Origin of the sequence: Rhodococcus sp. C3V (assembly GCF_029269915.1) — a bacterium.
GTDB classification, from domain to species: domain Bacteria; phylum Actinomycetota; class Actinomycetes; order Mycobacteriales; family Mycobacteriaceae; genus Rhodococcus_F; species Rhodococcus_F qingshengii.
The window spans coordinates 1-21,406 of sequence record NZ_JARJBE010000027.1; the positions used below are offsets into that span (position 1 = coordinate 1).

The window sequence follows — 21,406 nt, forward strand, 5'->3', positions numbered from 1 at the left end:
GATCAGGGCGGAAGGATTCTCATAACTTGCGGCTCACTTGATGGGGGTCATGCCATGCACGAAGAAATCGGAGAACGCAGTGGAGTAGTCGAGCGTCCACACCGAAGACGCCGCTGCACTGGTTGTGACTTTTTCGGGTGCGAGAAGTGATCGTCACCGCCGATGCATCGCTGACCAGGACATCTGTTGATATGCGCCGAATTACGGCCGCATCTATCTGCAGAAACATCGCGACGAAGGGTTGATCGGCGGAGACCGCGACGATTTCCACTGCAGGACATAGACGGTCCGTGAAAACAACACCTTGGAATGGTTCGCAACCGTACGCGATCCGGTCAAGTTCTAGCGAAAGACGACCCTGGGCAACGAGTCCAAAGGTAATGCCCTGGGCCGGCTCCCATAGGTAGGGGCCCGTCTCCTCGAACCTGCAGATGGTCAACCCTGGCCGCACCTCCCGCGCTCCGACTCCGCCGACCCAGCGGTTCAGCTCGGCGAGCAGTTCGTGTGTTGGCATCGACTGAGCCACGCGGTCCACGACTGCGCCTTTCGTCTGAAGCGGCGGGTGTGCGGCGCTCACAACCGATCCGACAAGCGGCGGGAGGCGAGTTGAATCGCCTCCCACACCGTCGCGAACGGCGGGGCATACGAGAGATCCATCGCCGCAAGGTCATCGACACTCATCTCACCCCACAACGCCGCGGCGGCTGTGTCGATCCTCTTGGCTGACTGCGTCCCGCCCACTATCTGCACACCGAGCAACCGGCGCGTACGACGATCGGCAATGATCTTGGTGGCGATCGGTGAGCGCTCCGGCATATAGCCGCTGGCGGTGCCGCCGACCGTGACGAGCGATTGCACCTCGTACCCCGCCTCGGTTGCCTCCCGCGTGCTCAGACCGGTGCGTGCTACTTCGACATGTGTGCCTGCCGATACGAAGCGGGTGATGGCGGTGCCCAGGATGCCAGGAAACTGGTGTGATCCGCCGACGACGTTGTACCCGCAGATGCGCCCCTGTTTATTCGCATGGGTGCCCAGGGCTGCGAGGACATATTTTCCCCGAATACGTTCGATGACCTCGCAGCAGTCCCCGGCGGCCCAGACACCCTCTGCGACTTCCTGCCTCTCGTTGGGCAAATAGCCGCCGTATTCGCCAGTGGGCAGTCCGGCGGCCACTCCGAGTTCGGTGGCTGGGCGGACGCCGAGTCCGAGGACAACAACGTCAGTGGGGTAGACTTGCCCGTTGCTGCCGGTCACCGACCGCACGCGACAGTCGACGCTGTCGAGGCCGACGACCGTGGTGTTGGCCACGACAGCGACTCCGCTGGCATGGACGGCCTCGCGCACACGCTCACTCATGTCGCTGTCGAGGCTGCTCATCAAAGCACTGCGGGTCAGGAGCGTGGTACTGAATCCGCGTTGGACCATCGCTTCGGCCATTTCCAGGCCGATGTATCCACCGCCGACTACCACAGCGCGGGGGGTGGTCACCGCTGTACCGTGCGGAACCGGGCGTGAGACGAGATCGACCCAGTGCCGGGCATGATCGAGGCTCTTGACCGGATGCACCCCCTTGATCAGTTCACCGCCCTGCGCTACTGCCCACTGTGGGATGATCGGATGGGCACCGGTGGCGAGGATCAACTTGTCGAACCGAACGACCTCCTCACCTCGGGTGTCGTGGACATATGTCACTGTGCGAGCGTCAAGGTCGATCTGCGTAGCTGTGGCGTTCATTCGCAGGTCCACCCCCATCGCCCGATGTTTCTCGGGCGTACGAGCGCTCAGTTCGTCGATGGTGCCGACCGTCCCGGACACCAGATAGGGGATACCGCAGGCGGAGTATGACGTGTCGGATGTTTTCTCGAGTGCGATCACGTCCACGTCGCGACCCTCCGCTTTGGCACTGCGCAGCGCCTGATGGGCCGCACTCATTCCCGCGGCGTCGGCGCCGATGACCACGATCTGCTCGCGCTGCTTCGGTGAGGCCGTCGTACTCATCGCATCTCCGTCATCTGTGTGCATCGGGCGGTCGCCCATTCGATTGTGTCGGCGGCCAGATGGGTGCCACTGAGCGCATCGATCTCGCGGATTCCTGTTGGACTGGTTACGTTCACTTCGGTGAGCCTGTCTCCGATGATGTCGATTCCGACGAACACGAGTCCACGCCTGATGAGCTCGGGCCCGAGAATGTTGCAGATTTCACGATCATGGGCAGTAACCGTGTCTGGCAGGACACGTGCACCCGTGGCCATGTTGCACCGGAATTCGTCGCCGCCTCCACTGTCGACGATGCGGCGGACTGATCCGATCGGTTTGCCGTCGAGGACGATCACACGCCGGTCTCCCGCCGTCTTCGCTTCTACGATGTACTTCTGGATGACCACGTGCTGGTCACCGCGGGCGGTGGCGGTGTCGAGAATCGAGTGCAGGTTCGGGTCATCCGGCCGCAGGAGCATGATGCCGCGTCCAGCCATACCGTCGGTAGGTTTGAGAACTGCTGCGCCCCAAGTGCGTACAGCTTCAACTATCTCGTCTCGGTTGGCGGAGACGAGGGTGGGTGGACCGAGCTCGGGCATCTGGAGAGCGAACAGTTTCTCGTTCGCATCGCGAAGCCCAGCAGGCGAATTGATCAGCAGTGTCTTGCTCGGATCGACCAGATCGAGGATGAAAGTGGCCCGAAGATAGTTGCTGTCGACGGGAGGATCGGTCCGCATGAAGATCGCCGCTACCTCATCAAGAGAGTATCGGCGAGTACTGCCGCAGGTGTACCAGTCGGTGTCGGCGATCCACTTGTTCTCGCCCAAGACCGCTGGGCGCAGCGTGACGTCTCGGCAATGGGCGAACGCATGCCCTTGGTCGATACCGATCTCACCGATGGTCGTGGTCAGCACACGGTGTCCGGCCAGCTGTGCGGCCTCCATCAACGCGACAGTGGTGTCGTGCGCAGGTTCGAGTGCCGTGAGGGGATCGGTGATGAACACGAAGTTCAACCGAAACCCGGACCGTGCCTGCGTGTCGTTGAGCACCGCGCTCATGGTGTAACCTCGCTGCTGCGATGTGCCGATTCTCCAGTCCATGCGGCAGGTACCAGTCCGCTGTGCATCGCACTGCGAGGTCCCTGTTCGCGGGCGGTGACCCCGAACCGGGTGCGGTCGTCGGCGGAGTCGTCACCCCAGACCGAGGCGTAACCGTCGCGGTGGTGCCGTGAGTTGAATACCTCGTCGAGGTCGGCGAGCGTGTTCCAATGGACGACGGTCAGGACCGGCCCCAGCGATTCACACGAGTGTGCCAGCCCCGTCACCTTCGAGGTCACTTCGCCGAGGTCGGCGACCGTCGTGGGCAGTCGCCAACCCATTCGATGCTGGATGTCATCGGGAATCGTTCCCCCCAGCAAGACCCGGCCGCCACCGGCAACCAACTGGTCGACGCGGTCGATCGCCCGTTGACGCAGAGGTTCAGTGGGCAGGGGAGCGGCGCGATTGTTAAACAGGGCAAGTTGACCGAGGATGCAGGCGATCGCATTCTTGGCGACGTCGCGGTGCACGGCGACGGTGTGCAGAGCGAAAGGTCCGCCGGCGTTATGGACTCGCACCGCCTCTGCGATTTCGGTCGCCATCGTCGCGAACTTGTCCTCCTCGAGTCCCGGATAGACGATCGCGGCGTTGCCGCCACCGGCCAGCGTGCGTAGAGGCACGTGTGTTCTATGTCCCGCTCGGCTCGCGCGACTGAGCGTGGACTCGCTCGCTCGTACGTGCAGTGTCTGCAGTGCGGTACTGCTGATGAGCGCGGCGCCCACGTCGACGCCGGTGCCTTGCACGATGTTGAGAACGCCGGCGGGAAATCCCAGTTGGTCCGCGATGAACGCGACGGCCACTGGCGATAGGGGGCCTCGCAACGACGGCTTTACGACGGCGGTGTTTCCGGCAGCAAGCGCAGGAAAGACATTCAGGAGCATTTCCGAAAACGGTGCGCCCCATGATAATACGTGCCCGGATATACCTGCCGCCATGGGGCGTGGATGCAGGACTTCCCGGGTGAGGATCGCGCGGGCGATTCTCAATGACGATTCGATGGTGGCGAGCGAATCGTCGTATCCGAGACCTGTCTCGGTCGACTGCAGGCGCGCCAGTTCGGGGGCTGCCTCCGCGAGACGGTGCAACAATAGGGCCAACAGCTGGTCCCTGGTGTGTAGATCTGACCAGGGGCCCGACAGCGCGTTACGTGCAGATGAGATTGCCCGATCGACATCGAATCGGGACGAGAGGGGAACGACAGCGGTGATCGTGCTGTTGGAGGGGTTCCGGATCTCGTACTCGTAAGGTGCGGCCGGGAACACCCACCTTCCGTCGATGAGGTTGCGTGCGTAGTGCTCATCAGTCGGTAGTTCGATGGTTTCCAGCAACATGGTGGATCCTTCCGAGTTCGAGAGAGTTCGAGAGAGGTAGTGTGTTCAGACGATAAAACGGTCGAAGAACAGCCGGTCCGAGAAGGCTCCGCGCTCACGGACGAGCGCTCGCAGCGCAGCGTCGACCATTCCGGCCGGCCCGGCGAGATAGATGTCGTGATCGCTGAGATCGGACCAGTCTTCGGCGACGTGGTCGATCACACGCCCTACCCGGGAAGCGGCAAACATTGCCCATCCCGATGGCTCATTGACGGCGAAGTCCGGATCTTCGACGGAGACTGCGACACGGGCCCCCAGTTCGTTCAATCGGGCGAGCCGATCGTGGAGAACGACATCTCGGGCCATACGTGCACCGATGTACAGATCCACCGGCCGGGTCTGGTTCTCCACCAGAAGTTCCTCGGTGATCGCGAGGATCGGTGCCAGCCCGGTACCGCCCGCGATACACAACGCCGGACGCTCGGACCCCGATTGGGCGTATGCGCGCCCGTAGGGGCCTTCGACGAGTATCTCGTCACCCACCTGGACCTTGTCGAAGAGCCAACTCGAAGCAGCTCCGCCAGGCTTGGCACGGATGATGAATTCGACGGTCGTGCAGTCGTTGCCGGCTGCCGGATGCGCCATCGAGTAGGCTCTTCGAACCCCGTCCGGCGACTCCAGCAGCATGAACTGCCCAGGCAGGAAGTCGATGGGTGAGCTGAAGTCGAGAGTGAACAGAGCAGTATCGGGGCTCAATGCCTCTCTACCCAAAAGTCGCGAAGTCACACGCTCGGGCACGGCTTCCCGGCTCACCGGAAGTCTGTCGAGTATCGGCGCCTTGACCGTGCAGTCCGCTGTCGGAATTGATTGACACATCAGAATCCGATTGCCGCGGCGTCGGTCTCGTTCGGAGAGTCCCCCCGCGTCTGGCCAGAGGGACTTGACCTCGCCTTCGACGAGTTGTGAGCGGCAACTACCGCATCCACCGCTAGCGCATTCGTAGGGCAGGGCGAGTCCGGCCCGGAGGCCGGCCCGAAGAAGTGTTTCTTCGGGCCCGCACGTCACCGGTTCCTCGTGCCCACGGAAGTTCACTGTGACAGTCATGGAGTCAGGTCTCAATCGGATTCGGCCCGCAGGCCGAGACGGTCGAGGTAATTGTGCCAGTCGTGGCGGACGGCGGCAGCAATCTCGTCCGCAGACGCACCACTTGGTGACGCCAGTATCCGGGCGCCGGCGCCGATCATTTCGTGTCCGCGAGCGGCCCATTCATTCAGATGTCCTTGAAGCACAGTCAAATTGCCGGGATCGGCGGCGGCGAGGAATTCCACCAGTGCTGCTGACCAGCGCTGACTCCGCAGGCTGTCCCGCCAGAGGTTTTCCAAAATCAGTGTATCCAATCGCGCTCCCACACGGGCGGTTTGTCGTCCGAGTTGAACGAGGAAAAGCTGATCCGCGATCGCCTTGGTCACGAGGTTGGTCGCGACAAACGCTCGGTCCCAATCGAATTCCACGAGTGCCCATTCGAATGCGGCCCGGATTGGCTGCCAGTCGGGTAGCTCGGTCCACAATCCTTTCTCCGCAGTGCCGAATCCACGGTCGGGATGCGTCAGCTGAAGCTGGGTGGTCCGGTACGCGGTAAGTTGCACTCGCCGGAGCTGGTCCGCGGTCTGGAATGCGGCGCAGTTGCCGACGTAGCTGCTCATCGCGAGCTGCTGAACATACGCGGACAACATTTGCTGGCTGTGCGCGACATACCGCGTCGGGGTCGACGCCCTCAGCAACAGAGTCAAGGCCTCGTTCGAAAGCATCTCATCGGATCCGTCGATGTCGAACTGAGCGATCAGATTCTCGACGTAGGTTTCCTGATCATCTTGGTCCGCAACGTAACTGCCGTAGGTGACGGTGTCGGGATCCCGGAAGGCGTCCCAGTCGTCGACCGTCAATTGCATTGAGTCCCGGTGCTCGCGCAACCAAACGTTTCCGTGAACGTCGGGCCCCATTTCGAGCGGCACGGTGCCGGTGGTGTGGTTCATGTTGTGTGTGAGTACTTCGTATTCAGTGGGTCGCCGCCCGAGATTGCCGAATGCGCTCCAGGTCTTGAGTCCACGTGAACGGGACCGCGGTGCCTTGCTGGTCATGACTTCTCCTGTCCCGAGTTCTGGTAGAACCAGACGTATTCATCGGTGCGGGTCTTGAGGCGCCCCTTGAACGAGGGCATATCGATCTCGAGAGCGGCCAGTTGATAGCTCTGGCCGAGGTACTTTTCCAGGCTTGCTTGCGTGAGGCGGCACGCTCCGCGGGTGTGGATGCGGACGTAGTCTTCGCGGTCGAGTACCAGCACGTCCTGGCCCGGGTTGTCCTCGTCGATCGCATCGATCACCGCCTCGGCCAGGTTGCCGGCCCGGATGACCGGACCAACTAGGTCGGGGGACGACTCGTCCGAGACATCCATATCGACAATGGTCATGAGTGTGAGCTCCTACTGTCAGGGATGCGCCTGGACCGGCGACTTGAGGCGAACTTGGATGACGCCGTCCACAATGCGGACGTCGTGCTTGTGCAGACAGGTATCTCGGGGGTTGACTCCTGCGCCGGTCAGTGCGTCGAACTGCCATTCATGTGCACGGCAGGTTACGACACCGTTCTCGAATTCTCCCTCGACCAGTGAGATGCTCTGGTGTGGGCAGATTCCGTCGTAGGCGCGGACTTCACCGTTGACCTTCAATAGGAGTACTTCGTCGTCTCCGAGGTCGAACGATTCCATTTCGTTGTCCCAGAGTTCGTCCTCGGCGACCAGGTCGACGAAGTCGTTGTCGGGATCGTCAGACATCGATATTCGCCTGCTCTCGGAAGCCCACGTCGACCCATTGCAGTGGTGGGAGCGTGCGAGTGCCGAGCAGCTCGCCTAGGGTGGCGTCAGGTGTCATCAAGGTTCCTTCGACGAACACGTCATACTCTGTATTCGCCTCTGGCTCCGGGACGCGTCGACCCACCGAATGTAATGCGACTTTTCGGGCTATCTGATTCCAGGTGTCGTCGGTGTCCACCGCGACGAGGTGTGGGACGAAGTCGCCGATGAAACGTCCGGTGATGGGAAAAGGTGCCATGGTCAGTTCTCCTTGCCGATCGTGGGAATCCGAAATCAGAGTGAAATCGGTTCGCGTGCAACGATGTTTTTTACACCTGCGGCATTTGACGGAAGGTAATCCTTCGCCCAGGCGTAGTCGTACACGTCGTCTCCCATCACGTCCGGGGTCAGCCCCATATACAGGAGTCCGCCGGCGAGGTCGGCCGGGAGTACCTGGCCGTCGATGAAGCGGTCGATGAAATTCTGGTGGCCTGCGTAGCGATCAGGATCCTGCTCGAAGCACCACTTGGAGATTTCGGAATCGAAGTGGTAAAGCCGCCCCTTGTAGGTGAGGCTGTGCTCGGCGAGATCGTGCCGAGCAAACGCCGAGCCCAACGGAAGTTGGGTGAGATTGCACAACGCCGGCAATGTGTCCGGCAGAGTGTTCTCGATCCGATCATCGTTGACGTTCTTGATGATCTCGTCCCACATTCCGCCCCAGTTCTCTTCCCAGGTGGGGTATTTCTCACGCAACCACTCGCGCTCGTCCTTGGAGACACCGGCATTCGGCTTCCAGAACAAAGTCGGACGCCAGAACCACGTCCCGAGATGCATGGCGTGATGACCGTTTTCGAGCGAGTACATGAACTGGTCCCAATACCACGGCTTCTTCAGCCCGTAGTCCTCGAGGATCCGCTCGTGGTGGTTGACGATCCACTCGAGCATGAACTCCTTGAAACTCATCTTGCGTTGATCGAGAGGCGTGTAGTAGTCCATCGCCGGCCCAGTCAGCGTCTGGAAAAGTCGGGTGGACCGCCAGAAGGCGATATCGAGTGCCTTCTGGGCGCGGGCGGGATCGTGCTCCATCAGGATGGACAGCGTAGGGAAGCCCTGCTGCGCGTGCCTCGCTTCATCAGTCTGGATGGAGGACAGCAGGTTTGACCAATTGATGTCACCTGCGGCCATGGCATCGGCTGCCAACGCGACGAACTGCAGGTTAGTGAATCCGTGTTCGACGGTCAGGCTTGTGGCCAAGGCAGCTTCGACACAATCCGCATTGAGCATCGCATCGTCGAAGAAATTCTTCACCGCCAACACGCCCCACTCGTTGGTATGGAATGCCTTTTGTGCCCAATCGAAACGCGGATCCTGTTTGAGGAGATCATGCGAGAAACGAAGGTCGAGCTGGGTATGACGGGTCTCGTCGAGCATCCCGAAGACGCCCAAGTTGCGCCAACGGGGAGTCGGCGCAAATCGACAGAATCGGCTCTGCATCGTCACAGCCATATGCTCGACCATGCATGTCGTTCCCATATGGAGATGCGATGCGGCAACATGCGCGGGATCAAGCTTCTCGAAGATTCCGGAGCGCCCGAGAGCATTACTGACGGCGCGGACACCGGATTCCTTTTCACGCTGGATACGGACGTAATCGCGATAGGAAACCCGGAACGGTTCGTCCCATTGGTCCCAAGCCTCCTTCGGTACGTCTCCAGCGCCGCTCCAACTCGTCGGGAACGCTACCGCCGGATCGACGTAGCTCAGTTCCCAATCGAGGTCTCGTGAGGTGTCGTACCAATCGTCCCGGTTCAGTAACATGTTGTTCGCCTTCCATTGTGGCGGTATGGGCGGTTGTCTTGTGGGCGGTGCGTTTTTGCGGTCATCGTTTGACTCGCAAGACTCGGTAGTTGGTGTACTCGAGGACTCCGTGGATGGACTGTTCGACGCCGAGACCGGACTGTTTGATGCCTCCGAACGGGACATCGGAGGTCAGCATCGGATGCTGGTTGACCCAGACTGTTCCCGCTTCGACCTGCGCGGCGACCTTGGTCGCTCGCTGTTCGTCGGAGGACCACACAGAGGCACCCAGCGCCAGGTCGGAGTTGTTGGCGCGTGCGATCACATCGTCGATGTCGGTGTACGTCAGGATCGGCAGGACAGGACCGAACTGTTCCTCGCGTACCAGAGGGACGGTGTCATCGATCCCCCGGACCAGGGTGACAGGGTGGAAGTAGCCGGGCCCCTCGGGTACCTCCCCGCAGAAGTAGACGTCGGCGCCGCGGTCGACCGCGTCGTCGACATAGCCGCGGACCTTGGCGAACTGAGCGGCGTTCTGGACCGGTCCCATGTCTACGCCGTCGTCGAGCCCGTTGCCTACCTTCACGCCCTTGGCGACCTCGGCGAGTGCTTCTTCGATGGCGGGTGCGAGGTGCCCAGGCACATAGAGGCGTTTGAGGCCGGCGCAAACCTGGCCGCAGTTCGACATGGCACCCCAGTACAGGTCCGCAGCAATGGATTCCACGTCGACGTCGTCGAGGACGATGCCGGGATCGTTGCCACCGAGTTCGAGGGTCAGGCGCTTGAGGGTCGGGCCGGCGCCTGCCATGATCGACTTTCCCGCACGTTCGGACCCGGTGAACGTGATCTTGTCGATCCCGGTGTGTGCAGTCATCGCTCGGCCGAGATCGTCACCGCCACTGAGTACTTGGAGGACTCCCGGGGGGAGGATCTCTTGGGCCAGCTCACCCAGTCGCAAGGTGGCCACTGGGGTCAGCGGTGAGGGTTTGACGATGATCGGGTTGCCGGTGACGAGTGCCGGGCCGATCTTCCACAGTGCCAGCAGGAGGGGGTAGTTCCAGGCAGTGATGCCGCCAACCACGCCCACCGGTGCGCGATGTACCTCGATCAGCTCGTCGGAGTTGTCTCGGATGACTTCGATGGGAATATCCCAGCTCGCGTAACGTTCGAGGCTGCGCAGGCCCGATTCGATTTCGCCAGCTGCCTTCGCGACAGGCTTTCCTTGTTCGAGAGTCACCAGCCGGGCAAGTTCGCTGATATTGGCGCGCACGTGGTCGACGAGTTCGAGGACGATGCTCTGCCTGGTGGCCAGGTCCTTGCTCGACCAGTGCCGAGCGGCGCGCCGGGCCGCAATGACTGCGGTGTCGAGGTGCTCGACACCTGCGTTGGGAACCTCCGCGAAGACTGACTCGGTAGCGGGATTAATAACTGGGATCACCGCTGTGGTGGTGGTGATCTGTCCGTCGATGGTCAATCCAGGGGTGAAGTGGGGCAATGAATCTGCGGTGATACTCATGCTTGACTTCCTTCCGGGCGGAAGAGCGTCTGAAACTGCTCCGCGCTGTATTCGTGGCTTCGGGCCTTCTCCTCGCGCGGGTCGGAGATGCGGACCTTGGCAGAGGGGCGGGCGGAAATGCGGTCTGCCCACGCTTTGACGTTGGGGTAGTCGGCGACATCGATTCCGTGTCCGGCGGCCACCCGAGTCCAGGGGAAGGTCGCGATGTCTGCGATCGAGTACTCGCCGGCGAGGTAGTCGCGATCAGCGAGCCGGTCGTTGAGAACACGATAGAGGCGTGCCACCTCGCCCGCGTACCGATTTCGGGCGTAGGGGTTGTCGATTCCCTGCTTGGGGGCGTGCGAGACGAAATGTGCGGCCTGTCCAGCCATCGGTCCGTGGTTGGACACCTGCCAGAACAGCCAGCACAGCACTTCTTGTCGGCTGATCGGATCGGTTGGGAGCAGTAGGCCGGTCTTCTCTGCCAGGTAGAGCAGGATGGCACCGGATTCGAAGATCGTCAAGCGCCGGCCACCGGGGCCGTCGTGGTCCACGATGGCCGGCACTTTGCTGTTCGGATTGATCTCGACGTACTCCGATTCGAACTGATCGCCCTCTCTGATGTCCGTCCAGGCGATCTGGTAGTCAAGTCCCATTTCCTCCAGTGCTATGAGCACTTTCCGAACATTGGGGCTGGTGTAGTAGTAGAGATCAATCATCGAACGATGCTCCAAGAGAGTCGATTACGGACGGTTAGATGTCGTACTGCTTGCGAATGCGGTCCATGTAGTCCACGAGATTCTGCTTGGACTGGACGTATCCGGTTCCGAGCCAGTGCTGGGGCTGGTCGGCAATTTGCCGCAGCGTCGAGTAGACCGATGCGTCGATCGAGTGCAGTTTGTCGCCGAGGAAGAAAGGCTTGTCGCCCAGGAATTCGGACAGGGCGTCGATGTCGGTCCGGAAGAACTCGTCGACGACCTCCGCGCTGCGACGACCCATGCCCTGGCCGTCGAATTCGGCGAGGATCCTGCCTCGGAATGAATCAAGACCCTCACGCATCTCGGGAGTCACCTCGGCGCCCTGAACAATGTACGGAATGTAGGTTTCCCATCCGCTGTCCTCACGCCAGCGCGGCTGAATTATGCCGCTCCAATAGAGGTGTTCTTCGATCAACCGGTTGAAGGCAAGTCCGAGGGCAAGCTGTTCCTTGCTTAGGTCTGCATCGAGTTTGTCGCCGTATTTGTTCTTCAGGTAGGCGATGATCGTGTTGGAGTCGCCTACCTTGGTCCCGTCACTGTCGACGATGTATGGAAGCTTGCCGTGGGGAGAGTCTTGGTCGAGCGTCGCGAGATCCTGTGTCTTGTGTTCGAACTCGATACCAGCGAACGTCAGGTAGTTCACTACCTTCGTCACGTACGGGCTGATGTCCGGGATCCCCCAGGCTGGAACGTATCCATAGACGGTGATCATCGTGTGTGTCGTCCTTCTGTCTCGATCGGATGGATATTCACTGGTAAGCGAGGTGTATGTTGCGTCCTCACCACTGGAGGAAGGTTCCGTCCGAATGCTGGAACTTGCCCGAGTTCTCGGGTGTGAGGTTGTCGATGTTCTTGATCAGCCCGGCAGCCGCCTGTTCCGGGGTGATGTAGGTGTGTTCGCCGGGGAAATTCTTCGTCAGATCGGTGGCGACCATGCCCGGATGGAGCATGAGCACACTGATCCCGTTCTTGGATAGGTCGTGGTGCAGATTCAGTCCGGCCATGTTGGCGGCAGCTTTGGAGATTCGGTAGCTGTACATGCCGCCGGAGGTGTTGTCTCCAAGGGATCCCACCCGGCTGGTGACGATGCCGACCTTTGCGCCCTTGTTGAGCAGCGGATTCAGCGCTTCGATCGTGCGCAGAGGGCCGAGGGTATTGATCTCGATCTGTTTGCGGACGAGGTCGTAGTCGAGCGATCCGAGTTCATCGAGCCACATGACGCCGGCGACATGGATCAGTGCGTCCAGTTTAATTCCGGTCTCGATGAGACGAGAGGCAAGGACCGTGACTGATTCCTGTGATGTGACATCGACATTCGGTTCGACGGTGATGCCGTCGGCGGTGAGATCGGTGCCCTCGAATAGGCAGGCCGCTATGACATTATCGCCGCGATCGTGCAGTTGGCGAACAATCGAATGAGCAATGCCTTTGTCGGCACCGACGACCAATACAGTGGACACTGTCCAACACTTCCTTTCAGGCTAGGACGCCGGCGTTGGCGTCCTGCTCGGTTCCGATGATTTTTTCCGCAGCGAGTGAGGCGATTTCGTCGTTGCTATAACCGATTTCCGCAAGAATTTCGGTGTTGTGCTGTCCGAGCAGGGGAGCACCTTTCGGCGCATCCGGAACGGTGCCCAGGAACCTGGCGGCCACTCGCGCCTGCCGTAGGCGCCCCGCGGTGGGGTGCTCCAGCTCGACGATGATTTCGGAGGCCTTGACCTGTGGGTGTTCGATGACCTCGGAGCGCTTGAGGATGGGAGCGGCCGGAACGTCGAACTCGTCGAGCAGCGCTAGCCACTCGGCAGAGCTCTTGCCGAGCAGTACGGCTTGGATCAGTTCCAATCGTTCATTGATGTGTGCCGACCTGCCAACCGGCGTGGAGAATCGCTCGTCCTCAATCCACTCGGGGTGGCCGAGTGCCTTGCACATGCTCTGCCATTCACCGTTGCTGTTCGTCGCGACCGTGATGTAGCCGTCTGCGGTCTGGTAGATCAGGTCGATGAAGCTGCCGCCCTTTGCCAGCGGTACGGGTTGATCCGGGAAGGTGTAGGCGCCCATGTCTGACGCCCACAGGAAGGACAGGACCGCCTCGAGCATCGACAACCGGATGTGCTGCCCTTCTCCGGTGCGTTCGCGAGCGAACAGAGCTGCCGAAAGTGCCTGCGAGGCAACTACTGCGGTCAGTTTGTCGGGAAGGATCGTGCGAATGAGGCGGGGGCGTTCTTCGTCTGATCCTGCCTGGACGGTGGTCAGGCCTGTCAGGGCCTGGATCAGCGAATCGTAGACACGCTGGCCGGAGGCCGGTCCGCGTTCACCGAATCCGCTCATGGAGAGGTAGATGAGTTTCGAGTTGAGCGGAGCGAGGTCGTCGTAGCCGATACCTAGGCGCTCGACGACGCCTGGCCGAAAGTTCTGAACCACAACATCTGCAGTGGCAACCAGCTTCTTCAGAACCGCGACGCCCTCGGGAGTCTTCAGGTTGAGAGTCAGGGACCGCTTGGACCTGTTGACATTGACGAACATTGCCGACATATCGCCGGAGCGGTTGGGTAGCGACCGAACGTGATCCCCTTTGCCTGGCACCTCAACCTTGATGACGTCCGCGCCCTGGTCCCCGAGAATGTCTGTGGCCCAGGGGCCTGACATCATCGAGCACAAGTCGACGATTTTGATTCCGGTCATTGGGCCGCTCATGCATAGCGCCTTTCGCCTGGTGGAGAACAGTTGTATGGAGTGTCGATCGACACAAACTGGGACTTGTTGTGACTTGCTTCACTACATACTATGGAAAGATCTCTTGCTCGTCAATTGTTGAGACGTGAAATGTTTTGCATCTAGAGTACTAACGACGAAAGGACCAGGCTGATATGCCCTGTTCTCGCCCCACCCTGACAACCCAGCGTGCATACGAGATCGCATGTGAGGCGTTCGTCCCCTCCGGGGACGACCTAGTAGGAGTCGAGGTCGAATGGCCAGTGCACAAGCGCAGCAGCCTCTCTCGGCCGAACCTTGCCGATTTCCTGCCCATTATGAATCGACCATTACCGAACGGTAGCCGGATCACGATCGAACCTGGGGGGCAGATCGAGTTGTCCGGTCCTCCGCTCGAATCCGGGCTCGCCAGTCTTCGCGCTATCGACGAAGACGCCGCGATTCTTCACCATCGGCTCAATGCTCACGGTCTGATCGCGACCAATCTCGCCGTCGACGATCGCAGGCCCCCGCACCGGATACTCGACCTACCTCGTTATCGGGCGATGGAGAATTTCTACGCGCACCGCGGGCGCGAAGGGATCTGGATGATGACGAACACGGCATCGGTCCAGGTCAACGTCAGCCATGACCCCAATGGTCGAAACATACGGTGGGTCATGGCCAACAAGATCGGCCCCCTGCTCATCGCGGCCTTCGCGAACTCCCCCGGAACTGGACCGGACGGGACGCACTGGCAATCGGTGCGGCAAGCGATCTGGGGCGGCATCGACCCCGGCAGGACGGCACCGGTCACGCTCAGCGAACACCCCGAAATCGACTGGGGTAGGTACGCTCTCGCCGCAAATGTGTTCTTCATTCGCGGCGGCGAGCTAGGCACGAGCGTTCCGCCAGGGCTGACCTTCGCCGACTGGATGGCAACAGGGCACCCGGCAGGTTGGCCGACCGAGGACGACCTTCGTTACCACCTGACAACGCTCTTTCCCCCGATTCGCCCCCGTGGCTGGCTTGAATTCAGGATGATCGATGCGTTGGAGCCACCATGCCGGTCCGCCGCGGTCCTTGTGGTTGCAACAGCGATGGACCGACGGCTCTGCACGGAATTAAACGACGTGCTCCCGGACACCCGAGACCTCTGGACGACGGCCGCTCGCGACGGGCTCAACCATCCGGTGCTCCGGGACTCCGCAAAAATCCTGCTCGACGCGGTCGAGCTGCACCTACGCCGGCACGCGACCCATGCCTCCGCCGCAAACACGGTTGCGGAGTTCATCGATCGTTACACCAAACATGGACTCGCCCCCGCACACCTTCAGGGCGATATCGAGACCGACGCCTTTCGACGGCTCGACGATGTGGTTGTTACGGCACCCTGACCTGGACCTGCTGACTGTCAGGAAGTGAAGCTCGCCTGTCTGGGTTGGCGCGGATGCAGGGTGCGAGGTTTCAATGCGAAACCCGTTTGGCACTACAGCGCAGCTGCGACGTTTACAGCGTTCATGCAGACCCTCTCAGGTCGGCTCTGGTCTAGGTGAAGGGTTTCGTTTTTTCGTCAATCGCCGGTGATCAATCAAATGTTGCAGAGTGCAGTAGGAATTGGAGCGACGCGCAGCTCAATCGGTCTCCAGCCCGTCCCCCGGATCCTCGAACTGAGCCAGGAGCAACTTGAGTAGCCGACGAAGATCGGCTTGGTCGCCGTCATTCAAGGCCTCCAGTAGCCGTGTGTCGTAATCCATGACTTCGGAGACGACCTCATCGACAAGTTGCACGCCTTTCTTCGTCAATTGCACGTCGACGCGGCGGCGATCTTTCGGGTGAAAGCCCCGTTTGATCAGTCCGCTGCGCTCGAGCTTGTCGAGACGGTTCGAGATCCCACCGGGAGTGATCAGCGCAGCCTCTGAGAGTCGTCCAGCCGTCATCCGATACGGTTTCCCAGCGCGCCGAAGCATTGCGAGGACGTCGAGCGTAACTCGGTCGGTGCCCAGCTCGGTCAGCCGTTCGACACGTTCCCGCTCCAAATGTCTTGCAATGCGCCAGATCCTGGTCACGATCCCGACGGAACTGACGTCCATGTCCGGGCGTTCACGTGCCCACGCCTTTTCGATCCGGTCGACACCGTCCTCGCCGATCGCATCTGAACCCTCCCGGGAAATCTCAGCAGTCATCTTTTCCTCGTAGCCGCATGGATGCAGTCTACGACGACCAAGAAGTTCACGTCGAAAAATACGAGCACGCAAGTTTTGAGTGCTCGAAGCTACCTCCGCAAAGCCGTTTCCGAAATACCCATTCGTCATCCATGACGGTGTTTCATCTCGGGCGTCACCCTGCTGTATCGGCTCGCTCTGACGACGGTGCGGAAGGCCTACCCGCCGCGGCGTACCAGGACGACGGCTGGCCCCGTCGAGCAGCTCTCGTACGGTCAGATGTTGTTAGTGTCGGCACGTGAGGAACACTGTGATGTCGAAAAATATTGCAGTTTTCGGTAGTTGGTGAACAAAGCGATCGTGCCGTCTTTGCCGTATGGGACAAGCGTCCCTCGATTGAGTTGTGATCTGCGAATGATAGGAGTAGGTCGAAAGGCCCTCGGATGCTATGTGATTGGTGGAACGGTTGGAAATATTGTAGGTACACGCTAAAATTTCGCAGAAAACTATTTAGTCAGAAATAGTTCCGGGCTAATTAATTGCAGGGGAAAAGATGGGGCATCGCATGAGCATTGAGGCGCCATCGGAACTCGCTGGTGACGATGGCATCGATCGTGTGGAGCAGGCATGGGTCCGGGAACGACCCGGCATCGACGTAAGCTCGGTGGGGATTGTGTCGAGGATCTGGCGCATCGCCCGGTATTTGGAGCGTGCACGCAGTCAACGTCTGGCCGAGCTCGGAACCGATCACGCGACACTCGAGGTTCTCGCGGTGCTGCGACGATCGGGAAAGCCGTATCGGATGACGGCCGGCCAACTTACCGAGGCGGCGCTGATCACTCCCGGTGGGATCTCGAATCGACTGGACAGACTTGAGCGGGGAGGAATGCTTAAGCGGAGCTTTCATCCGAAGGATCGCCGCCGTGTGGATGTGCAGTTGACGAGGAAGGGAGTCCAACTTGTTGATGAGGTCGTCTCCGATCTCATGGATCACGAGTCGCGGTTGCTGGCGTTGATCGGCGCGTCCGACCATGCCGAACTTCGCAGGCTCCTCAAAGTCCTCCTGGCGCAGTTCGAGGATCCAGGAAATGACTGAACAGGTGCGGCGTTTGCAAGGTGCCAACCGACGCAACATCGACACCATCGGTGCAAGGACTCGCCGCTGACCGTTGGGATCGGAACAAGAGGCGAGTCTTGGGGTTGACGCCATTTGCCCGAATTGTTGCAGGTAGATCGGCGAAGGCGGCAAGATTGATCGTCTCGATCGGCGCTCGCGCAGGCCGAGAACGCGTAGGGGCATGCGATGAGGTGTGGTTTCGACTGAGATACATCTGGTCAGCTGTCAGCTTCCCGGCCGGACACGCCCGCCGGAACTGGTGGGCCATTCGGCCGACCGTACCGAAACATTCGACAAGTCCGCTCGTGCGACGAAACCGCGCATATGACATGACCCCGCACCTCACTGCGCAGGTGCATCGGCGGCAGTGATGGGATGACGAGTACACATGACGGCACGATTACGTCAGCGCCGCGCTCGCTGGTACAACAAATTCGCCTCTGTGCATCGGCGGAATATAGTGGTGGCTCTGCTGAGCCTGCTGGTAGCAGTGGCCACAATCTCGGCGCCGGTCGCGCAGGCTCAAGAATCGACATCCGGACAATCGAGTGTGTTGTTCGTGGTCGACACCTCGGGCTCGATGTCGGGATCCCCACTCTCGCAGGCGAAAGAGGCGCTGTGCGCCGGGATCGGCGCGCTCGCTCCCGGCCAGGCCGCCGGGCTCCGTAGTTTTCAGCGGCAGCTGCGGTGACGGTGGCCGGTGCTTGTGCCTGTCGCCACCGACAACAAAGACCAACTCAATGCCGCGACAACGCAACTCCGCAGGCGGCGGTACCCCTACCCCTGGCGCTCTACGGGCAGCAGCGCGCGACCTCCCGGCCAAGTGGTGACCGCACCATAGTGTTGATCAGCGACGGGCAGAGCAGCTTCGGAAACCCTTGTACGGTTGCCCAGGAGATCAAAAACGATCTCGGGGTCGACTTCCGAGTCCATACTGTCGGCTTCAACGCCCCGACCAATGCCGAGAGCGAACTGAGCTGGATCGCCAATGCCACCGGGGGTCCCTATTGTTCTCGTCAAGCGGCAGTCACGGCGGGTGATCGATAGGTTTCGTTGTTCTTGAGCATGGCGTAGAGAACATCGCAGCGGCCGTCTGGCGAGGCAGATGAGGGCGGCGTTGCCCTTCTTTCCTTCGGCTCGTTTTCGGTCGTAGTAGGTGCGGCTGGCGGTGTCGTGCAGCGCGGCGAACGCCGAGAAGAGCAGGGCGCGTTTGAGTTTGTGATTACCTGATCGGGCGGGGTGTTCCCCGCGACTCGGCGTCCCGGAGCGGTAGGTCACGGGTGCGATCCCGTAGGCGGCGAGGCGACCGGCCGAGACAAACGCTGAACCATCACCGACCTCGAGCAAGATTCGTGCGCCGGTCCTGACCCCGATGCCCGGCATGGAGGTCAGGACCTGGGAAAGAGGGTGGTAATCGAGCATCCCACCGCGCCGGGGCACACCGCGGTGCCACGTTCACACGGTGGGCTCAGTGCCGATCAGGTTGTCGTGCAGTCCAGCGCGCACCTGTGTCCCGGTTTCGTTGCGATCCGCGGAGCGGTGGGGCAGGTGAAGAAGTTGAGCAAGTTCGTCGGAACGCTGTTCTCCGATCCGGTCGAGGTCGGCACGTTCGAGGTGAACGACGACGGCGTAGGGATCATCGATTTCGTCGTCCCGGCGGAGAACATCATCTTGAACTGCGCGGCGACGACGGCAGCGTGTACCGACTGCCGATCCTTGTCACCGATACGCCGGTCGCTGACGTGCCTGTGGGGTATGTCTTCGACGGCTCGACGGTGCACGTTCCAGCCGGTGCCGGGACGGGAAGTGTCGACAGCTCTGGGACCATTTTCGGTAGCTGACGAACAACTTTCCTGTCAGCGATCCTTGCTCCGGTGCTGTGAAGGTGCCGGGAGTTGTGAAGGTGCCGGGAGTACAGTCGTCTCGGCCTGGCGCATCCCACCCCCCCGGAATCACGTTGGCGAAGCTGTCGGACGTGAGAGCGTTTCAGTGCCTGCGGCCGCCGCCCGGCGTGGCGGGGTTGCATGTGGGGCAGTTGTGGGAGACGGGCGTCCCGCCTCCCGTAGAGTGACCAGCCGGTCGACGGGCGCCCTAAGAAAACATAGCTTCGAAATCCTCTACTGCACAAAGATTCCCCCAACCTTAGGGACGGTGACAGACGCGCCGGCAGCGTCAGAGAGTTTCGATGAGTGATGCGATCTGTGCGCGGCGGACGCCGGTCGTTACCTCTTAGTGGACCCTGCCGACAGACCTCTCGCCCGCGTATAGGCCGACGCGGAGTTCTCGGGCTGGACCGACCGCTGGTATCTCAGACCGGATTTCGAAATTTCTCCAGGCGCTATCGTGCTCGATGTAGCAGAGTGTTTTTGCGGGTGATGTGGCTGCCGGTGGTAAGTGTTTTCGATGCTCGGCGTGCAGGAAGCAACGGGGCGGGCCTGGTGTTCACCGTGGTGGGAACCGTCGTTGTCGGGGCTGTGGGTAGCGCGCTTGTACAGAGCGCGCGGTGCTGCTCGTGCAGGAGGTGACGATCGCGGGGCGGGATCCAGGGTCCTTCGTAGACGAGGAGGTAGCATCGTCGACACTGGGTTCGGGAGTAACCTTCGCTCATCGATCAAGTTCCTTTCGTTATTTCTCAGCGACGAGTCTCTGTCGGCGCGCGAGGGCACCGGCGTTCACGATTTCGGTGGAAAACCATAGCGCCGCCGTATCTGAGTGAGCGCCGCGATGTTATTAGCACTGACCTCGGTTGCGGTCGCTTAGGCGAGGCTGTCGCGTCGACGCTGTTGACGATTCTCGGGCGTGGGTGCCGTAGCGGCAGTGTGAGGGTCTGCGCAGCTCGAAGCGGTGTTCTCGAATTGCGCGAGGTACGCGGCGAGGGCAGCGGTGTCACGCCGAAATCTACTCAACACCGCTGCCTCGCCTTAACAGGGCAGCAGTCGCGCCGTCTTCGCCACGTAGCGGAGGCAAGTGCTTTTTCAGGCACGGGACGTGACGCTCCATTCGGTCCCGACCTCATAAAGACAGTGAAACCTTTGATCAATGCGAACTTTGGCGCCGCATCGCAGTCGTGCAGTTATTCACAAGTTATTTGTCGTAGTCCAGCACCGCCGTCGTTTCACACCACTACGACGTTTCTTCACCACTGTGCCCTTCATCGCTCGAAACGGAGCGCGGGACGCGCTTGCTTGTATGGCCGATGCCCCGCCGAACTGTGGATCGGCCCTAGTCGCAGATTGGTTACCGCGCTGATTTCCTTGAACAACGGGAAACACCCGACGGCGACGCTCTCGCCCACGCACTCGCGGCCATGCGGAGCGTCCTTGGCGGTGCCCTCGCAGGGGGCAGCGGCGCACGCGACGTCCTGCTCGCCACACAGACCGGGGGCGACGTCGAGTCGGGCCAGGGGAATGGCGGCGAGATCGCCCTCGATTTGTATCTGGCACATGCTGCGGCGGATCTACACACCGTGGTGTCGCTGATACGCGATCAGTTACGAGACGGACTCTGATCGAGCCCCACAGATCGAGTGCGAGCGTATGACACGAGAGAGCGGAACGACCGAGAGGCCGGGGAGTCGCGGCCAGACGACAGGCGAAGAGGCGTCGCGGGTCCAATACTCGACTTGGCCTTCCTTCCCAGTCTTTCCAACTCTGTTTTTCTGGGGTGTTTCGACCTGAATGACCGCCGAGTGGGTTGACCAGTGCGCATTGCCAGCATTCATATGTCAGCTGGGTAGCAGGTACGTTTTGTTGTACATTTCACCGCGGACATGGTGCGGTGTGGGTTCCCGGCGGTGCATGGGGTGGCCGGGGTTGACCAGATTGCTGCAAGTATTCCTATCGGCCCGAAGAAGAATCGGAGTTGGCTGCGGGTCTTCTTCGCTGCGATTGCTCCTACGATTACTCCGAAAAACAGCCAGATCATTGCCACGATGAACAGGATTCCAGTTATGTCGTTACTCATCTACACTCCTTGTAACGTACTTATATCCCGCCCCCGGAATTTGTCTGTGAAGAGCAAATCGTAAAATTGCTTCAACAACCAAGTCCTGTTCCCGGGGTGCGGGAGGGTGAAATTCGATAAAATCCAAGAAAGTCTAGTTGTTGTGGGTTTGGACGTTGCTGACGCTGGATTGAAGTAGATGGGCTGGT

The 21,406-nt window shown here is 60.6% G+C and carries 21 protein-coding genes and 1 pseudogene; 3 read left to right on the plus strand and 19 right to left on the minus strand.

Annotated elements, in window-relative coordinates; all coding sequences use genetic code 11:
- Positions 1-19 precede the first annotated feature (19 nt).
- The 15 genes from P3G66_RS30890 to P3G66_RS30960 all read right to left on the minus strand — a co-directional run bounded on the left by P3G66_RS30890 (position 20) and on the right by P3G66_RS30960 (position 13,976).
- On the minus strand, positions 20-514 hold the full coding sequence (locus P3G66_RS30890; protein ID WP_276117789.1) for an AraC family transcriptional regulator N-terminal domain-containing protein: 495 nt from the start codon (positions 512-514) through the stop codon (positions 20-22).
- Between the two features lie 59 nt (positions 515-573).
- Positions 574-1,998 carry an FAD-dependent oxidoreductase gene (locus tag P3G66_RS30895; protein ID WP_276117769.1) on the minus strand — a complete coding sequence of 475 codons (1,425 nt, stop codon included), beginning with the start codon at positions 1,996-1,998 and terminating at the stop codon, positions 574-576.
- Positions 1,995-3,035 carry a glutathione synthase gene (gene gshB / locus P3G66_RS30900; RefSeq protein WP_276117770.1) on the minus strand — a complete coding sequence of 347 codons (1,041 nt, stop codon included), beginning with the start codon at positions 3,033-3,035 and terminating at the stop codon, positions 1,995-1,997. Before gshB ends, P3G66_RS30895 begins: the two co-directional genes overlap by 4 nt.
- Positions 3,032-4,405, minus strand: coding sequence for an aldehyde dehydrogenase family protein (locus P3G66_RS30905; RefSeq protein WP_276117771.1), 1,374 nt, complete (start codon positions 4,403-4,405; stop codon positions 3,032-3,034). Before P3G66_RS30905 ends, gshB begins: the two co-directional genes overlap by 4 nt.
- A 45-nt stretch (positions 4,406-4,450) precedes the next feature.
- Entirely contained in the window at positions 4,451-5,488 is a 1,038-nt protein-coding gene (locus P3G66_RS30910; protein ID WP_276117772.1) for a 2Fe-2S iron-sulfur cluster binding domain-containing protein, read from the minus strand.
- A gap of 11 nt (positions 5,489-5,499) precedes the next feature.
- A complete protein-coding gene (isoE, locus tag P3G66_RS30915) occupies positions 5,500-6,522 on the minus strand; it encodes an isoprene monooxygenase oxygenase subunit beta (RefSeq protein WP_276117773.1) in 1,023 nt (340 codons plus the stop codon).
- Positions 6,519-6,851, minus strand: a complete 333-nt coding sequence (gene isoD / locus P3G66_RS30920; RefSeq protein WP_276117774.1) for an isoprene monooxygenase effector protein — start codon at positions 6,849-6,851, stop codon at positions 6,519-6,521. Before isoD ends, isoE begins: the two co-directional genes overlap by 4 nt.
- Before the next feature lie 18 nt (positions 6,852-6,869).
- Positions 6,870-7,214, minus strand: a complete 345-nt coding sequence (gene isoC / locus P3G66_RS30925; protein WP_276117775.1) for an isoprene monooxygenase ferredoxin — start codon at positions 7,212-7,214, stop codon at positions 6,870-6,872.
- Positions 7,207-7,491, minus strand: coding sequence for a toluene-4-monooxygenase system B family protein (locus tag P3G66_RS30930; protein ID WP_276117776.1), 285 nt, complete (start codon positions 7,489-7,491; stop codon positions 7,207-7,209). Before P3G66_RS30930 ends, isoC begins: the two co-directional genes overlap by 8 nt.
- Positions 7,492-7,526: 35 nt before the next feature.
- Positions 7,527-9,050 carry an isoprene monooxygenase oxygenase subunit alpha gene (gene isoA, locus P3G66_RS30935; protein ID WP_276117778.1) on the minus strand — a complete coding sequence of 508 codons (1,524 nt, stop codon included), beginning with the start codon at positions 9,048-9,050 and terminating at the stop codon, positions 7,527-7,529.
- Positions 9,051-9,111: 61 nt separating this feature from the next.
- Entirely contained in the window at positions 9,112-10,467 is a 1,356-nt protein-coding gene (gene tadD, locus P3G66_RS30940) for a non-phosphorylative glyceraldehyde 3-phosphate dehydrogenase TadD (RefSeq protein WP_276117790.1), read from the minus strand.
- Between the two features lie 74 nt (positions 10,468-10,541).
- Positions 10,542-11,243 carry a glutathione S-transferase N-terminal domain-containing protein gene (locus P3G66_RS30945; RefSeq protein WP_276117779.1) on the minus strand — a complete coding sequence of 234 codons (702 nt, stop codon included), beginning with the start codon at positions 11,241-11,243 and terminating at the stop codon, positions 10,542-10,544.
- A gap of 34 nt (positions 11,244-11,277) precedes the next feature.
- Positions 11,278-11,994, minus strand: coding sequence for a glutathione S-transferase family protein (locus tag P3G66_RS30950; protein ID WP_276117780.1), 717 nt, complete (start codon positions 11,992-11,994; stop codon positions 11,278-11,280).
- A 67-nt stretch (positions 11,995-12,061) separates the two neighbouring features.
- A complete protein-coding gene (locus tag P3G66_RS30955; RefSeq protein WP_276117781.1) occupies positions 12,062-12,742 on the minus strand; it encodes an SDR family oxidoreductase in 681 nt (226 codons plus the stop codon).
- A 16-nt stretch (positions 12,743-12,758) separates the two neighbouring features.
- Positions 12,759-13,976 (minus strand): CoA transferase, encoded by a 1,218-nt coding sequence (locus P3G66_RS30960; RefSeq protein ID WP_276117782.1) that lies wholly within the window; start codon positions 13,974-13,976, stop codon positions 12,759-12,761.
- Positions 13,977-14,149: 173 nt separating this feature from the next.
- On the opposite strand from P3G66_RS30960, the gene P3G66_RS30965 reads away from it, so the two are divergent.
- A complete protein-coding gene (locus P3G66_RS30965; RefSeq protein WP_276117783.1) occupies positions 14,150-15,370 on the plus strand; it encodes a glutamate-cysteine ligase family protein in 1,221 nt (406 codons plus the stop codon).
- Positions 15,371-15,607: 237 nt separating this feature from the next.
- Here the strand turns inward: P3G66_RS30965 and P3G66_RS30970 are convergent, their stop codons facing one another.
- Positions 15,608-16,159: a MarR family transcriptional regulator gene (locus P3G66_RS30970; protein WP_276117784.1), complete on the minus strand. Its 552-nt coding sequence runs from the start codon at positions 16,157-16,159 to the stop codon at positions 15,608-15,610.
- Between the two features lie 544 nt (positions 16,160-16,703).
- Between P3G66_RS30970 and P3G66_RS30975 the strand changes: the two genes are divergently transcribed.
- Both P3G66_RS30975 and P3G66_RS30980 read left to right on the plus strand, forming a co-directional pair.
- On the plus strand, positions 16,704-17,234 hold the full coding sequence (locus P3G66_RS30975; RefSeq protein WP_276117785.1) for a MarR family winged helix-turn-helix transcriptional regulator: 531 nt from the start codon (positions 16,704-16,706) through the stop codon (positions 17,232-17,234).
- Between the two features lie 409 nt (positions 17,235-17,643).
- Positions 17,644-17,946: a hypothetical protein gene (locus P3G66_RS30980; RefSeq protein WP_276117786.1), complete on the plus strand. Its 303-nt coding sequence runs from the start codon at positions 17,644-17,646 to the stop codon at positions 17,944-17,946.
- A 325-nt stretch (positions 17,947-18,271) separates the two neighbouring features.
- Here the strand turns inward: P3G66_RS30980 and P3G66_RS30985 are convergent.
- From P3G66_RS30985 to P3G66_RS30995, 3 genes and pseudogenes are all read right to left on the minus strand, one after another.
- A pseudogene (locus P3G66_RS30985) lies at positions 18,272-18,677 on the minus strand (transposase); the annotation flags it as partial.
- A 56-nt stretch (positions 18,678-18,733) separates the two neighbouring features.
- The gene (locus tag P3G66_RS30990) at positions 18,734-19,036 is read right to left on the minus strand and encodes a hypothetical protein (protein ID WP_276117787.1); all 303 of its coding nucleotides are present in this window, start codon (positions 19,034-19,036) and stop codon (positions 18,734-18,736) included.
- Between the two features lie 1,370 nt (positions 19,037-20,406).
- Positions 20,407-20,700, minus strand: coding sequence for a hypothetical protein (locus tag P3G66_RS30995; RefSeq protein WP_276117788.1), 294 nt, complete (start codon positions 20,698-20,700; stop codon positions 20,407-20,409).
- Positions 20,701-21,406 lie beyond the last annotated feature (706 nt).